Origin of the sequence: Variovorax gracilis, from assembly GCF_030317115.1 — a bacterium.
In the GTDB taxonomy this organism is placed as follows: Bacteria; Pseudomonadota; Gammaproteobacteria; order Burkholderiales; family Burkholderiaceae_C; genus Variovorax; species Variovorax gracilis.
In genome coordinates, this window is sequence record NZ_JASZYF010000009.1 from 24073 (window position 1) to 38479 (window position 14407).

Consider the following 14407-nt stretch of genomic DNA (forward strand, 5'->3'; position numbering starts at 1 on the left):
TGCTCGACGCCTAGGGTCCGCCCGGCGCAGGGCCTGTGGCAGTGGCGGATTGCGCCCAGCGTTCCGCGCTGAGCCGGTAGAGGCAGCACCTCCTCAAGGCGCTGCCTTCCGGATAGGCGGGATGATCGAAGTCTTCGTTGGCGTTGGTCATTCCCACGCGTTCCATCACCGCGCGCGAAGGCAGGTTCAACCGCGTGGTGAACGAGACGATCTCCTCCAGGCCCAGGCGCCCGAAGCCGACCCGCAGCGCCGCCTTCGAACTCTCGGTCGCATAGCCCTTGCCCCAGTGCGCCCTGGCCAGCCGGTAGCCCAGCTCCACGCACGGCATGAACGGAAGGGCTCTTCTGGGGATGGACAGGCCGATGAAACCGATGAAGGTGCCGGACTCTCGCAACTCCGCCGCCCAATTGCTCCAGCCCCGGTCGTCGATGGCGCTTCGCCAGGCGTCGATGTCGCGATCGCTGCCCTCGCGCGACACGGTGCCGGCGAAGAAGCGCATGACCGCCGGATCCGCGTTCAGGGCGGCGTACGGCTCGCGGTCCGAGTCGCGCCACTGACGCAGGATCAGCCGTTCGGTAGTGATTTCGATCGCCCTCGACATGCGGCGATTGTGCTGGATCAGCCGGGTGGCGCTGGCGCCACATGCCTCTTGGCGGGATGATTCCGTGCAGGGCATCCGGCCTCGCTCTTGAAAGGACTGACGCAATGAACATCGCTCGTACCGTGTCGCTCATCGGCCTGTCCATCGGATGGCTCGCGGCCTCGCAGGCCTTCGCCGCGACGCCGAGTTTCAGTTGCGCCAAGACTGACGGTGCAGCGGTCAAGGCGATCTGCAGCGACGACACGCTGGCCGCCCTCGACCGCGAGACGGCTCGCCTGTACGGGCTCGCACGCGGCACGCCGGGCCTGAGTCTGAAGCGCAAGAACGAGTTGACGGCGATGCAGCGCGGATGGATCAAGGGCCGCGACGACTGCTGGAAGGCGAGCGACCTCAAGGCCTGCATCCGCGATGAATACGTCGGCCGCATCGCCGAACTGCGCGCAGGCTACAAGGGCGCGCGCGGCAAGGGCGGCGTCAGCATCGGCCCGGTGGCGGTGACCTGCCCGGGCAGTCCTGCGATGAATGCGACCTTCGTGAACGTCGAGCCGCCGCTGGCCTTTCTGGCCGGAGGCGACCGCAGCTTCGTCATGACCATTGCGCGATCGGGTTCCGGGGCCAGGTACACCGCGCAGTATCCGCAAGGCGAAGCGACCTTCTGGCAGAAGGGTCCAGAGGCCATCGTCCAACTGCCGGGAGACAAGGAGCAGACCTGCCGTGTCGGTCCGCTCGAATGAGCCGGCTTCATGGCTTTTCAAGTGATGCGATTCATAATGTTCCGGACCAGGCACACCCCGACCCAGTGGAACATCCCTCGCCGCTCACGACCCGATTCAGCACCGAAGAGCGATACCGCCTGCTCGTGGAGGCGGTCGCTGACTACGCCATCTACATGCTCGACGCCGAGGGCTTTATCGTCAGCTGGAACCCGGGCGCGCAGCGGCTCAAGGGTTACACCGAACAGGAGGTCGTAGGGCGGCACTTCTCCGTGTTCTACGAGCCGGACGACGTTCGCGACGGCCTGCCCGGCCGGGCGTTGGCGACCGCGGCCCGCGAGGGGCGCTACGAAGCGGAGGGCTGGCGCCGCAAGAAGGACGGCGGACGGTTCTGGGCGCAGGTCGTCGTGAACCCCGTCGTGGCCCGCGACGGCGAACTCCTTGGTTTCGCGAAGGTGACGCGCGACCTGACGGAAAGGCGTGCCGCCGAGGAGGCGCTGCGGCGCAGCGAGGACCAGTTCCGGCTCCTGGTGCAGGCCGTGACCGACTATGCGATCTACATGCTCGACGTCAATGGCGTGATCACCAGCTGGAACGCGGGTGCGCAGCGAGCCAAGGGCTATGCGCCGCAAGAGGTCATCGGGACCTCCTTCTCGCGCTTCTACCGGCAAGAGGACCGGGACCGCGGCCTTCCCGCCAGGGCGCTCGCGACGGCTGCGGCCGAAGGCCGCTTCGAGGGAGAAGGCTGGCGCGTGCGAAAGGACGGCACCGAGTTCTGGGCCAACGTCGTCATCGACCCCATCTTCGGCGCGAACGGCGTCCTCATCGGCTTCGCCAAGGTCACCCGCGACATCACCGAAAAGCGCAACGCGCAGCTCGCCCTCGAGCAGGCGAGGGAAGCACTGTTCCAGTCCCAGAAGCTCGACGCGATCGGGCAGCTCACCGGCGGCGTCGCACACGACTTCAACAACCTGCTGATGGTCGTCCTCACCAGCCTGGAGCTGTTGCGCCGGGGGCTGCCTGAAGACCAGCGGCTGCACCGCCTCCTCGACAACGCGGTGCAGGGCGCCAAGCGCGGGGTGTCGCTCACCCAGCGGATGCTCGCGTTCGCGCGCCGGCAGGAGCTGCGCCCCGTCAACGTCGATGTCGTTTCGCTCATCAGCGGCATGCGGGAAATGCTCGAGCGCACGCTGGGCCCGACGATTCGCATCGATACGAACTTCCCGGAGGCCTTGAGTCCGGTTCGGGTGGACCACAACCAGCTCGAGCTCGCCATCCTGAATCTCGCCGTCAATGCGCGCGACGCGATGCCCAACGGTGGCTCGCTCACCATCGAGGCGAGCGAAGTGGAGGGCACGCCCGCGGACAAGCTCGCGCCAGGCCGGTACCTTCGGCTTTCGCTCGCCGACAGCGGCAGCGGGATGAATGCCGCCACGCTCTCGCGAGCCATCGAACCCTTCTTCACGACCAAGGGAGTCGGAAGGGGAACGGGCCTGGGCCTGCCCATGGTTCTCGGGCTGGCGATCCAGTCGGGCGGCAAGTTCGCGCTGGAGAGCTCCGAGGGCGTCGGCACAAGTGCCTTGCTCTGGCTGCCGGTCTCGACCGAGGACAGTCCACCGATGCCCGCTCCAGCGCTTGCGTCGGAAGTCCGGGGCAAGGTGGCCGCGCGCCTGATCGTGGCTGTCGACGATGACGCCCTGGTGCTTGCCGGCACGGCGTCCATGCTGGAGGATCTGGGTCATTCGGTGATGTGCGCCGGCAGCGCGACGGAAGCGCTGGATCTGGTTCGGCGCACGCCGGGCATCGGCATGGTCGTCTCCGACCAGGTGATGCCGGGCATGACCGGCGCCCAGTTGTTCGAGGTGTTGCGTGCCGAGCGGCCCGAACTGTCGCTCATCCTCGCATCCGGCTACGCCGACCTGCCCGCCGATCTGGGACCGCTGACGTTGCGGCTCGCCAAGCCATTCGACCAGGCGCAACTTGCCGAGGCGATTTTCCGGGCGACGATGGCCTGAGGCCTGGCCCTCATAGAAATGGATGTGATCAATGGACGACGACCTCGACGCACGAATCCGCTCAGGCAAGGCCCTGAGCGAATCGATGGGCAATTTCCACGTGACCGGATGGGATGCTGACCGCAAGGTGCTGAAGGCTGCGTTCACGGTTCGGCGCGAGTACTGCCACACGAACGGCACGATCGCCCAGGGCGGCTTCATCACGGCCTGGCTCGACGCGGCGATGGCGCACGCGGTGATTCACGACACCGGGCATGCGCAGACGGTCTTCAGCCTGGAGATCAAGGTCAGCTTCTACGAAAAAGTGGGGCCGGGCGAAGGCCGGGTCGAGGGGCGCGTGATCCGGCGTGGCAAGCGGGTGACCTTTCTCGAGGCCGCGCTCTACAACCCGGACGGCAAGTTGGCGGCGGAAGCCACTTCGACCGGAATACTGGCCGACCTCTAGGAGCGCGCGGGCGTCAAGCTGCACTCGAGCCAGCGAGGGCTCCATGCAGCTTCATCCCCGGCACATCCAGCGTCGTGCGCAGGATCGTCCCGGTCGTGGACTCGGTGCAGTAGAGCACCTTGCGTTCCGGTCCGCCGTAGGCGAGGTTCGTCAGCGACATGCCTTCGACGCTCCGCAGGACGATCACCGGCTCCGAGCGATGGTTCAGCACCCAGACGTACCCGAGGCCGGGGTTGGCCACGAGCAGGCAACCCGCATCATCCATGGCTAGCCCGTCGGGCCCGCTCGGTCCGTAGGAGGTGAAGAACTGGCCGACCTTCGCCACGCTGCCGTCCTGCATCAGAGGCACCCGCCATATGCAGTTGCCCCGCGTCGCGGCAACGTAGAGCACGCGCTCGTCCGGTGAAAGCGCGACGCCGTTCGGGCTCGGCACGTTGTGCAGCAGCAGGTCGAGGCGGCCGTCCGGCGCGAGCCGGTAGACGCGACCCGTGGGCTCGTGCATTCCGCTCTGGCCCTGGTCCGTGAAATAGAGGTGGCCGCGCGAATCGAAGATCAGGTCGTTCACGCCGCGGAAGCGCTCGCTGTTGCGTCGCTCCAGGTAGGGCCGCACCACGCCGCTGACCACATCGAGCGCCATCAGCCCGTTCTTGTAGTCGGTGATGACGAGCGTGCGTTCGCCGGCGAATTTCATGCCGTTGGGCTCGCCGTCGAACTCGGCCACCAGTTCCCAGTCGCCGGCAGGGTCGATGCGGAAGATCCGTCCCCACGGGATGTCGGTCACATACAGGTTCCCGGCCGCATCGAAGACCGGCCCTTCGAGAAAGCTGTCGACGGGCGCTCCGCCTCGGTTCGCGTCGGCCCAGGCCGAGCGCTGCCCCGTTCGCCGAAAGCGCTCCGGCATGCGGGTGAAGACATCGAGATCGCGAACATCGGGCGGGCGCAGCAGCAGCATGGTGGGTCTCCTGTGGGTTCGCAGCCCGGCTATTGTTTCTCGACCTTGGCGGCCGCGGCCACCGCGCTCCACAACTGGGTGTTGTCGCGCAGCATCTTCGTGAAGGCCTCGCCCGACACCACCGAAGGCACCGAGCCGAGATCGGCGGAGAACTTCTGCACGTCCGGGCTTGCCATGGCGGCCGCGACTTCCTTCTGCAATCGCTGCATCACCGGCGCGGGCGTTCCCTTCGGCGCCCACAGGCCCGTGAAGTTGATGACGCTGTAGCCCTTGATGCCGGCCTCGGCGAAGGTCGGCACATCCGGCAAGGCCGCCAGGCGTTTGTCGCCGCTGATGCCCAGCAGCCGAACCTTGCCGCCCTTGACCTGGCCCATCACGCCGGGCGTCGATGCGATCTGGAAATCGATGGTGCCGGACAACAAAGCCAGCGTGGCCTCGCCCGCGCCCTTGAACGGAACGTGGGTGACATCGATCTTCGCCGTGCTGGCCAGTGCCTCGGTCGAGAAGTGCGGCGTCGTTCCGGCGCCGCCGGTGCCGTAGTTGAGCTTGCCGGGGTTCGACCTGGCGTAGCCGATGAGGTCCGACAAGGTCTTGAAGCGGGAATCCGCGCCGACCACCAGGGCCATCGGGGCGAAGTTGAAGGCGGCCACAGGGACCAGGTCTCGCTCATGATCGAAGGGCAGCTTGTTGAAGACGTGCGGCAGGATCGAGTAGGTCGTGTCGTTCGCCATCAGGGTGTAGCCGTCCGGCGCCGCCTTGGCGACCTGCTGCGCACCGATGGTTCCGGTTGCGCCGGCCTTGTTCTCGACGAAGAAGCTCTGGCCGGTCTGTTCGGTGAGCTTCTGTGCCACGCGGCGCGTCACCTGGTCCACCGCGCCTCCTGGCGGATACGGAACGACGATGCGGACCGGCTTGGAAGGGAAGTCAGCCTGCGCGAAGGCGGTTCCGGCAGCGGCGCACAGCGCCGCCGCACCGAGTGCGGCCCGCATGGCCTTGCTTGAAATGCTCATTGAATGTCTCCTGATGAATCGGATCAGCGCTGTCAGGCAGTCGCCTGCTGCCTCGCCAGAACGTCGAGTGCGTTCTTCGCTGCGGCGACCCCCATGTTCACGTAGGCATCGCTGGTCACGCCACCGATGTGCGGGCTGAGCACGAATCCCTTCTCGCCCTGGAAAGGATGCCCGGAGACCATGGGCTCGACCGCGAAGCTGTCCAGTCCCGCAGCCATCACGTGGCCCGAGCGAACGGCGGCAAGAAGCGCGTCCTCGTCGACCAGGCCACCGCGTGCCGTATTGATCAGGATCACGCCGCGACGCGTCTTTGCCAGCGTCTGCGCGTTCACCATCTTGCGGTTGTCTTCCGTCAGGGGGCAATGCAGGGAGATCACGTCGGCTTCACGCCAGATCGTTGGCATGTCCACCAGTTCCAATCCTTCGGGAGCGTTCGTGGCAAACGGATCGAAGCCGATCACACGCATGCCGAGGGCACCGGCCATGCGTGCAAAACGCAGTCCGATCGCGCCAAGCCCGACCAGCCCCACGGTGCGGCCGTTGAGTTCAAGGCTCTTGTGCGTGGCCTTGTCCCAATGCCCGCCGTGCATGCGCGCGTCGAGGGCAACGACCGACTTCGCGCAGGCGAGCATCAGTGCCAGTGCCTGCTCGGCCACGGCCGCGGCATTGGCGCCGGCGGCGGCGACCACTTCGATGCCTCGCTCCCCGGCGGCGGCCTTGTCGATCGTGTCGGTGCCGCTGCCGTGCTTGGAGATCACGCGCAGGGAGGGCGCCGCATCCATGGCCGCCGCACCGACCTTGCTGTAGCGCACGATGATCGCGGCGGGGTCGTGGCGCTCGCAGAGCGCCACCACATCGGCCTCGCTCGGCGCCTTGCCGGCGAAGACCACCTCGTGTCCGCGCAGGAGTTCGAGTGCCTGGGGCGCCAGGTCCGCGCCGGTGACGAGAACCGTGCTCACAGCGTCTCTCCTTCCTTGAGGACGCCGGCGGCGCGCAGTGCGCCGTCGAGCCACGAGGCTGCCGTGTTGCCTTCCTTGATTGCCGCGATGCGCTTGGCTTCGTCCTGCACCTTCTTGCGTGCCGCGCCGACCAGCGACGCGATCTTCTCGCGCTCGACGACCATCACGCCGTCGCCGTCGCCGATGACGAAGTCGCCGGCGCGCACCGTCACCCCGCCGACGGTCACCGGATGCCCGATGCGGCCGCCGATGTTCTTGGTCGGCCCGTTCGGATTCGTTCCGACCGAGAAGACCGGATAGTCCATCTCCTCGATCTCCAGGCTGTCGCGCACCGCGCCGTCCACCACGACGCCGGCAATGCCGCGCTGGCGGCACGCGGTCATCATGATGGTGCCCATGAGCGCCGAGGTCTGGTCCGCCTTGCCGTCGATGACGAGGACGTCACCGGGCTTCGCCAGCGCGATCGCCGCATGGATCATGAGGTTGTCGCCCGGCCGCACTTCGACGGTCAGGGCCGGGCCGGCGACCTTCATGCGGCTGCGCAGGGGCTTGATCCGGCCATGCAAGGCGCCGCGTCGGCCGGCCACGTCGGCAAGGATCGCCGGCTGGAATTCGGAGGCCTGCTTGACGATGTCGGCGGGAACGCGCTCGAAGTCGCGAATGATCTCGGGAAGGGGGTGGCTCATGATGGGTCTCTTTCGGTGGAGGGAGGTAGAGAAGACAAGGGGAAGTGGGTCAGTCGACCTTGGCGCCGGAGTCCTTGACGACCTTGCCCCAGCGAACGATGTCGTCCTGGATCAGCTTGCCGAACTGCTCGGGCGTGCCGCCCAGCACGTCCGCGCCCTGGCCTTCGAGCTTCTTGCGCACGTCGGCGTCCTGCAAAGCCTTGTTGAAGGCGACATTGAGCTTCGCCACGGCGTCCTTCGGCATGGATGCCGGCCCGGCAATGCCGAACCACGTCACTGCCTCGAAGCCCTTGAAGCCGGACTCCGAGATGGTGGGCACGTTGGGCAGGTCGTTGACGCGCTTGTCCGAGGTGACCGCGATCGCCCGCATCTTGCCGCTGCGGATGTGGCCGATGAGGGTCGGGACCGACGACATGTAGAGCTGGATCTGCCCGCCGATCAGGTCGGTCGCGCCCTGTGCCGCTCCCTTGTAGGGCACATGCGTGAACTTCACGCCCGCGACTTTCTGGAACTGCTCGACGGCCAGGTGGGCCACCGTGCCGCTGCCGGAGCTGGCGTAGTTGATCGAATCGGGCTTGGCCTTGCCGGCGGCGATCACGTCGGCCAGCGTCTTGTAGGGCGAGTCGGCCGCGACGACCAGCACCAGCGGCGAGCTTGCGACCAGCCCGACCGGCGCCAGGTCCTTCTGCGGGCTGTAGGGCAGCTTCGAGTACAGCGTCGGATTGATCGCCAGATTGCTGGTCTGCCCGAGCACGATGGTGTAGCCATCCGGTGCCGACTTGGCGGCCGCGTCGACGCCGAGGTTGCCGCCCGAGCCGGGCTTGTTGTCGACGATCAGCGTCCAGCCCTGCTGGGTCGCGACCTTGGTCGCCACTTCGCGTGCGATGGCATCGGTGCCGCCGCCGGCCGGGAAGGGCACGATGAGCTTGATCGGCCGCGAGGGATAGGCCTGCGCGAAGGCGGCGCAGCTGGCGACGGATGCGACGACGAGCAGCGCGGCGCGGCGCGAAAGTTCGAGCTTCAGGATGGTCAAGGTTGTCTCCGGTTCGTGATCTGTGTTCGGGCCTCTCCAGGCTTGGACGGACTGTAGATTTGCGTTCCGATACGTACAATGGGGTTGCACCAGACGGAACATGACCCATGCAGCGGAACAAGATCCAGGACAAAAAAACCAACGAATCCATCGATGCCGAGCCAGCGGCAGAAGGCCAGGATTCCGGCGGCGTCACCGCCGTCACGCGCGCGCTTCAGTTGCTCGAGGCGTTCGGCATGCAGGACCAGCGTCTCTCCCTGGCGGAACTGACGCGCCGCAGCGGCATGCACAAGACCACTGCGCTGCGGCTTCTCCGGACGCTGGCGCACAGCGGCTACGTCGTGCAGCGGGAAGACGGCGAGTGGCGACTGGGGCCGGCCGCGGGCTGGCTGGGCGCGCGCTACCAGGCCGCGTTCGACGTCAACAACGTCGTCGAGCCGATGCTGCGCGAACTGACGCAGGCCACTGGCGAGAGCGCGGCCTTCTACGTCCGCGAAGGAAACATCCGCACGTGCATCGTGCGGGTCGAAGGCCCGCAGCCCATTCGCCACCACGCACGCATGGGCTCGGCCCTGCCGCTCGACAAGGGCTCGCCCGGCAGGGTCATCCTCGCGTTCTCGGGCGAGCCTGGCGCGCTGTACGAAGAGATCAGGCAGCGCGGCTACCACTTCTCCATCGGCGAGAGAGAGGAGGGCGTGGCGACGGTGTCCGCCCCCGTCTTCGGGCTGAACTGGCGGCTGCTCGGTTCCGTGTGCATCTCGGGGCCTGCCGACCGCTTGCCGAAGAACAAGTTGCTCCGGCACGCGAAGACGATCATCAAGGCCGCGAATCAACTGTCCTACGCGCTGGCCGGCACTTCAACGCCGCAGACGCCCAAGGTGGTGTCCGCCTGGCATCCGTAGGGGGGAGGCGAGAATGCTCGCCGCAAGAATCCTTCGGCAGTGCTTGACCGACACACGGAGTTCCCGGCATGCAATGGACAGAAATCTTCGGGTATCTCGGCGCGCTGATGACGCTGACGACCTTCTCCATGAAGACGATGCTGCACCTGCGCATCGCCGGCATCGTGTCCAACCTCGTCTTCATCACCTACGGCGCCCTGGGCCATGTTCACCCCGTGCTCCTGCTTCACCTGACGCTGCTGCCCTTGAACGTGTGGCGCCTTCGGCAGTTGCTGCAACTGACCCGCGAGATGAAGCTGATCACTTCGAGCCGGCTCTCGATGGAATGGCTCAGGCCCTATTCCCGCCGCAAGGCGCTTCAGGCCGGCGACACGCTTTTTCGGCGGGGCGACGCGGCTGGAGAAGTGCTGTTCGTGCTCAGCGGGCGGTTCCGTGCGGTCGAGGCGGACGTTGCCCTGGAACAGGGCGAACTCATCGGTGAGCTTGGCCTGATCAACAGGGAGCACACGCGAACCCAGACCGTCGTGTGCGAAGAGCCTGGATCGCTCCTGGTCGTCACCTACGACGAGGTGCGGCAGATGTATTTCCAGAATCCGAAGTTCGGCTTCTTCTTCCTGGAACTCGTGGCGGAGCGATTGACGCGGGACGCCAGGCGAACGGCGTCGACGCCGGATGCGGCCTGACCGCGTTCTCAGCTCGAACGCAGGATCTCGCCCATCCTCTCGCCGATGATCACGCAGGGCGCCATCGTGTTGCCGGTCGTGACGTTCGGCATGATCGAGCCGTCGGCGATCCGCAGATTGCGAATGCCGTAGACGCGCAGCTTGGCATCCACGACGGACAACTTGTCCTTTCCCATCTTCGCGGTGCATGTCTCGTGGAAGTAGGAGACCGCCGCGTCGCGGATGAAGTTGTCCAGTTCCGGGCCCTTCATCGGCCCGGGCATGATCTCCCGCTTCACGAAGGGTTTCATCGGTGCCGAATTGCCGATCTCGCGGCACAGTTCAACGGCCTTGCGCATCGCAGCCATGTCATCCGGATGCTCCAGCACCTTCGCATGGATCTCCACGCCGTCGCGCGGGTTGGTCGAAATGAAGCGCAGGTAGCCGCGGCTCTTGGGCCTCACGATGCCGGGGCCGATGGTCCACGCCGTCGGCACGGCCAGCTTGCCCGTGATCTCGGACGAGAACGGAATCTCGATCTGGAACGGTTGCATGTCCGGTGTCTCCAGCTTCGGATCGCTCTTCCAGAAGAAGGTGGCCTCGGCCGAGTTGTTGCGCGCCGGCACGGCTTCCGGGGGTTCCCACATGCATGCGGCCACCATCGTGTGGTCCTGGAAGTTCTGTCCGACGCCCGGCAGGTTCGATGCGACCGGGATGCCGAGGCGCTTGAGTTCCTTCGCATCGCCGATGCCGGAGTTCATGAGGATGCGCGGCGTATTGATGGCGCCCATCGACAGCACCACCTCCCGCGCAACGCCGATCTTGCGCGCCTTGCCGTCCCACTCGAACTGGACGCCCGTCGCCTTCTTGCCATCGAGCGTGACCTTGTGGACCAGCGCCTGCGTGAGGATGGTCAGGTTGGGCTGGTCCATGATCGGATACAGGTAGTGAGAAGGCACGTTGCGTCGGCGTCCGTCCTTGATGCACAGGTTGGCGATCGAGGCACCGCCCGGGCCTTCCATCATCCGGCCGTTGTGATCCTCGAACGCCGGTATGCCCACCGCGGCGCAACCCTGCACCATCGCCGGTGCCAGCGGACTGGGGTCCGGCGCGGGCTGCATGAACACCAGTCCGCCTTTTCTGCGGTAGGCGGGATCGGGTGGGCCCTGCCAGTCCTCGATGCGCTTGTAGATCTCAAGCACATGCCGGTAGCCCCACGCCTCGTCGCCCGAGGCGCGGGCCCACGAGTCGAAGTCGTTCTTGTGGCCGCGTGCCCAGACGGTGGCGTTGATGCTGCTGCCTCCGCCAATGGCCTTTCCCATGGGCATCGCGATCGACCGGTTGTTGAGTCCCGGCCTCGGCATGGTCTTGTAGCCCCAGTCGAAGGGGCCGCCGATGTTCGTGTACCAGACGGCCGGGTTCAGGATGCTCGGCGCGTCCGCGGCACCTCCGGCTTCCAGCAGCAGCACCTGCACGTTCGGGTCCTCGGCGAGTCGGCGCGCCACCACGGAGCCGGAAGAGCCGGCCCCGCAGACGATGTAGTCGTAGCGCGCCTTCAGTTCGCCGCGCAGTTCCGACTGATTGGCGCCGATGGCAAGCGCCTTGTCGGCCATGGTCACCGCGGCCAGCCCGGTGATGCCGAGTGCCGATGCCGCCTGCAGGAATCCGCGCCGGTCGAGCCGGCCGGCCATCAGTTGCGCCTCGATCCGGTCCAGCTTGCGCCCCGTGACCTGGTCGTGGATGTCGTTCGTCTTTTTCATTCCGGTTCCTCGTGGGCTGCCGGACGGAAGCCAGCATGCGGCATTGTTGAAACTCGGCGCCAGGCGCACTATCCGTTTCGCGCAGCACTGTCCAATTTGCGCAGGCGCTGCGTTCAGGGTTTTCACGGATCGCTGGCCTCGTGCGGAGGACACAGGATTTCGCGTCAGCCGAACAAAGGTCTGTCCATGGCTCTTGAACATGTCCATACGCGCGACCTCGCAGAAGCCATCGAAACCGTTGGGCAGATCTATTGCGAGCATCAGCTTTCGCTGGATCGCAGGGCAAGCGGCATCGACACCACGCTGGACGTGAGCGGCGCGGCGCAGCAACCGATCGTGCGGCTGCGCTATGGCGCGGCGGTGAACGTGGATGCAGGCAGCTTCCCCGACCTGTACCTCATCATGCGTTGCGTCGATGGGAGCGGGCGCGTGCGCCAGGGCCGGCGCGAAGCGGGCTGGCATCCGGGCGTGACGGTTCCCGTTTCCGCCAACACGGGCACCGATTTCGGGTTCGGGCCCGAGTTTTCGCAGGCGACCATCAAGGCCGACAAGCAGAAGCTCGACGCGCTTTGCAGCGCCTGGCTCGGGCATCCGCTGGGGGACACGCTGCGCTTCGAGCTGCGTCCGTTCTCGCCATCGCTGGAGCGGACCTGGAGTTCGACGCTGGACCTGCTGGAAAGCACGGCTGCCGCCCCGCTGCCTCCCATGGCGGAAGCCGCGTTGCAGGAGTTCGTGCTGACGCTGCTGCTGGAGGGGCACCCGCACAACTACAGCGATGAATTGGCCCGGCGTGCGGACCGCGTGTCGTCACGGCTGGTCAGGCGCGCGGAATCGCTCATGAAGGACCATGCGCACGAGCCGCTCACGGTGGCCGACGTCGCACGCGAACTGGGCGTGAGCATTCGTGCATTGCAGGCCGGATTCCAGAACTGCCGCAACTACACCCCGACCGCTTTCCTGAGAAGCGTCCGCATCCACCGCGCCCGCCAGGGATTGCTGGATGCGGACGCCTGCACCACGGTCACGGACGTGGCCATCCGCAACGGTTTCCTTCACCTGGGCCGGTTCAGCGCCTTGTACAAGACCTGCTTCGGGGAGAGCCCGATGCAGACGCTGGCACGCAGCCGCGCAGCCGGGGCACGCTTGCATCCTCTTCCCTAGAAGAGTGCGCGTATAAAGCGTCCCGGGGAGACACCACTTGAAAATCATCATCCTCGGCGCAGGCCGAATCGGCGAGAGCGTGGCCGGCACGCTGGTCTCGGAGCGCAACGACATCACCGTCATCGACACCGACGCTGCGCGCCTGCGCGAGCTCGAGGAACGCTTCGAATTGCGCGGCGTCGTGGGCAGCGGCATCGAGCCCGACGTGCTGGCCGAAGCCGGCGCGCGCGATGCCGACATGCTGATCGCCTGCGCCGCGCAGGACGAGACCAACCTGGTCTGCTGCAAGGTCGGCTACCAGATGTTCGGCATTCCGACGCGCATCGCCCGCGTGCGCTCCAGCGCTTACAAGGAAGACAGCCCGCTGCTGGGCAAGGAAGGCTTTGCCGTCGACTGCGTGATCTGCCCGGAGGAATCGCTGACGCGCTACATCGGCAAGCTGGTCGAGTACCCCGAGGCGTTGCAGGTGCGCGAGTTCGCCAACGGGCTGGCCTGCCTGGTGTCGGTGCGCGCGGTGGCCGGCGCGCCCCTGGTGCGCCACAGCATCGCCGAACTGCGCGAATGCGTGCCCGATGCCGACATGCGCATCGTCGCGATCTACCGCCGCTTCGAGAACGAGCCCGACCGCTTCATCCTCTGCGAAGGCCAGACGCTCATCGAACCCGGCGACGAGGTGTTCGTGCTGTCGGCGCGCGAGCACCTGCAATCGGTGCTGTCGGCACTGCATCGCTACGACCAGGGCCATCGCGCGGTCGAGCGCATCATGATCGCGGGCGGCGGCCGTGTCGGCCTGCGGCTCGCCAGGCAGCTCGTCGAGACCGGCCGCAACTACCAGATCAAGGTGCTGGAGCGCAACCACTCGCGTTGCGTGCAGCTCGCCTCCGAACTTCCGCACGGCGTGCTGGTGCTGCACGGCGACGGCACCGACGAGGACCTGCTGGAAGACGAGGGCATCGAGAGCATCGACCTGTTCCTCTCGCTCACCAGCGACGACGAGGACAACATCATGGCCAGCCTGCTGGCCAAGCGCCTGGGCGCGACGCGCGTGCTGGCGCTGATCAACCGCCGCAGCTATGCCGACCTGATGCACGGCACGCAGATCGACATCGCGCTGTCGCCCGCGCAGACCATGCTCGGCGAGCTGCTGGCCTATGTCCGGCAGGGCGACGTACAGGCGGTGCACAGCCTGCGTCGCGGCGTAGCCGAGGCGCTGGAGATCGTGGCGCGCGGCGACCGCAAGACCTCGCGCGTCGTCGGACGCAAGATCTCGGACATCCAGTTGCCCAAGGGCGCGCAGTTCGGCCTGGTCATGCGAGGGCTGCCGGAAATGGGGGAGGGCGTGATCCCGGCCGGCGAGGCGCCGCCGACACCGGCGAAAGTCATCATCGCGCGCGGCGACACCGTGATCGAGAGCAACGACCACGTCGTGATCTTCGTGCCGCGCAAGCGGCTGGTGCGCGACGTCGAAAAGCTGTTCCGTGTGAGCGCCACCTTCTTCTGACCCCCTC

General features: G+C 66.6%; 14 protein-coding genes. 7 read left to right on the forward strand and 7 right to left on the reverse strand.

The genetic code is table 11. The features are described 5' to 3' along the window. Window positions 1-10: 10 nt before the first annotated feature. A complete protein-coding gene (locus QTH97_RS18460) occupies window positions 11-601 on the reverse strand; it encodes a GNAT family N-acetyltransferase (protein ID WP_286569862.1) in 591 nt (196 codons plus the stop codon). A 104-nt stretch (window positions 602-705) separates the two neighbouring features. Between QTH97_RS18460 and QTH97_RS18465 the strand changes: the two genes are divergently transcribed. From QTH97_RS18465 to QTH97_RS18475, 3 genes are read left to right on the forward strand one after another with little or no spacing between them, the layout of a single operon-like run. Next, the gene (locus QTH97_RS18465; protein WP_286569863.1) at window positions 706-1335 is read left to right on the forward strand and encodes an MliC family protein; all 630 of its coding nucleotides are present in this window, start codon (window positions 706-708) and stop codon (window positions 1333-1335) included. Next, window positions 1332-3329 (forward strand): hybrid sensor histidine kinase/response regulator, encoded by a 1998-nt coding sequence (locus tag QTH97_RS18470; RefSeq protein ID WP_286569864.1) that lies wholly within the window; start codon window positions 1332-1334, stop codon window positions 3327-3329. The genes QTH97_RS18465 and QTH97_RS18470 overlap by 4 nt, the downstream gene beginning before the upstream one ends. Before the next feature lie 31 nt (window positions 3330-3360). Then, window positions 3361-3774, forward strand: coding sequence for a PaaI family thioesterase (locus tag QTH97_RS18475; RefSeq protein WP_286569865.1), 414 nt, complete (start codon window positions 3361-3363; stop codon window positions 3772-3774). 13 nt (window positions 3775-3787) lie between these two features. Here QTH97_RS18475 and QTH97_RS18480 read toward each other — a convergent pair whose 3' ends face one another. From QTH97_RS18480 to QTH97_RS18500, 5 genes are read right to left on the reverse strand one after another with little or no spacing between them, the layout of a single operon-like run. Further along, window positions 3788-4726 (reverse strand): SMP-30/gluconolactonase/LRE family protein, encoded by a 939-nt coding sequence (locus QTH97_RS18480; protein ID WP_286569866.1) that lies wholly within the window; start codon window positions 4724-4726, stop codon window positions 3788-3790. A 29-nt stretch (window positions 4727-4755) separates the two neighbouring features. Continuing rightward, window positions 4756-5736, reverse strand: coding sequence for a Bug family tripartite tricarboxylate transporter substrate binding protein (locus QTH97_RS18485; protein WP_286569867.1), 981 nt, complete (start codon window positions 5734-5736; stop codon window positions 4756-4758). A 32-nt stretch (window positions 5737-5768) separates the two neighbouring features. Beyond that, window positions 5769-6695, reverse strand: a complete 927-nt coding sequence (locus tag QTH97_RS18490; RefSeq protein ID WP_286569868.1) for an NAD(P)-dependent oxidoreductase — start codon at window positions 6693-6695, stop codon at window positions 5769-5771. Then, the gene (locus tag QTH97_RS18495) at window positions 6692-7381 is read right to left on the reverse strand and encodes an RraA family protein (protein ID WP_286569870.1); all 690 of its coding nucleotides are present in this window, start codon (window positions 7379-7381) and stop codon (window positions 6692-6694) included. The genes QTH97_RS18490 and QTH97_RS18495 overlap by 4 nt, the downstream gene beginning before the upstream one ends. Before the next feature lie 49 nt (window positions 7382-7430). After that, on the reverse strand, window positions 7431-8408 hold the full coding sequence (locus QTH97_RS18500) for a Bug family tripartite tricarboxylate transporter substrate binding protein (protein WP_444813451.1): 978 nt from the start codon (window positions 8406-8408) through the stop codon (window positions 7431-7433). A 113-nt stretch (window positions 8409-8521) separates the two neighbouring features. Here QTH97_RS18500 and QTH97_RS18505 point away from each other — a divergent pair, with 113 nt between their 5' ends. Together QTH97_RS18505 and QTH97_RS18510 are read left to right on the forward strand one after the other, a co-directional pair. After that, a complete protein-coding gene (locus tag QTH97_RS18505) occupies window positions 8522-9316 on the forward strand; it encodes an IclR family transcriptional regulator (protein ID WP_286569872.1) in 795 nt (264 codons plus the stop codon). Window positions 9317-9384: 68 nt separating this feature from the next. Next, the gene (locus QTH97_RS18510) at window positions 9385-9999 is read left to right on the forward strand and encodes a Crp/Fnr family transcriptional regulator (RefSeq protein ID WP_286569873.1); all 615 of its coding nucleotides are present in this window, start codon (window positions 9385-9387) and stop codon (window positions 9997-9999) included. A gap of 8 nt (window positions 10000-10007) precedes the next feature. Here QTH97_RS18510 and QTH97_RS18515 read toward each other — a convergent pair whose 3' ends face one another. Further along, on the reverse strand, window positions 10008-11738 hold the full coding sequence (locus QTH97_RS18515) for a GMC family oxidoreductase (RefSeq protein ID WP_286569874.1): 1731 nt from the start codon (window positions 11736-11738) through the stop codon (window positions 10008-10010). A gap of 186 nt (window positions 11739-11924) precedes the next feature. On the opposite strand from QTH97_RS18515, the gene QTH97_RS18520 reads away from it, so the two are divergent. Together QTH97_RS18520 and trkA are read left to right on the forward strand one after the other, a co-directional pair. Continuing rightward, window positions 11925-12899, forward strand: a complete 975-nt coding sequence (locus QTH97_RS18520) for an AraC family transcriptional regulator (RefSeq protein WP_286569875.1) — start codon at window positions 11925-11927, stop codon at window positions 12897-12899. Window positions 12900-12936: 37 nt separating this feature from the next. Further along, window positions 12937-14400: a Trk system potassium transporter TrkA gene (gene trkA / locus QTH97_RS18525; protein WP_286569877.1), complete on the forward strand. Its 1464-nt coding sequence runs from the start codon at window positions 12937-12939 to the stop codon at window positions 14398-14400. Window positions 14401-14407: the final 7 nt, after the last annotated feature.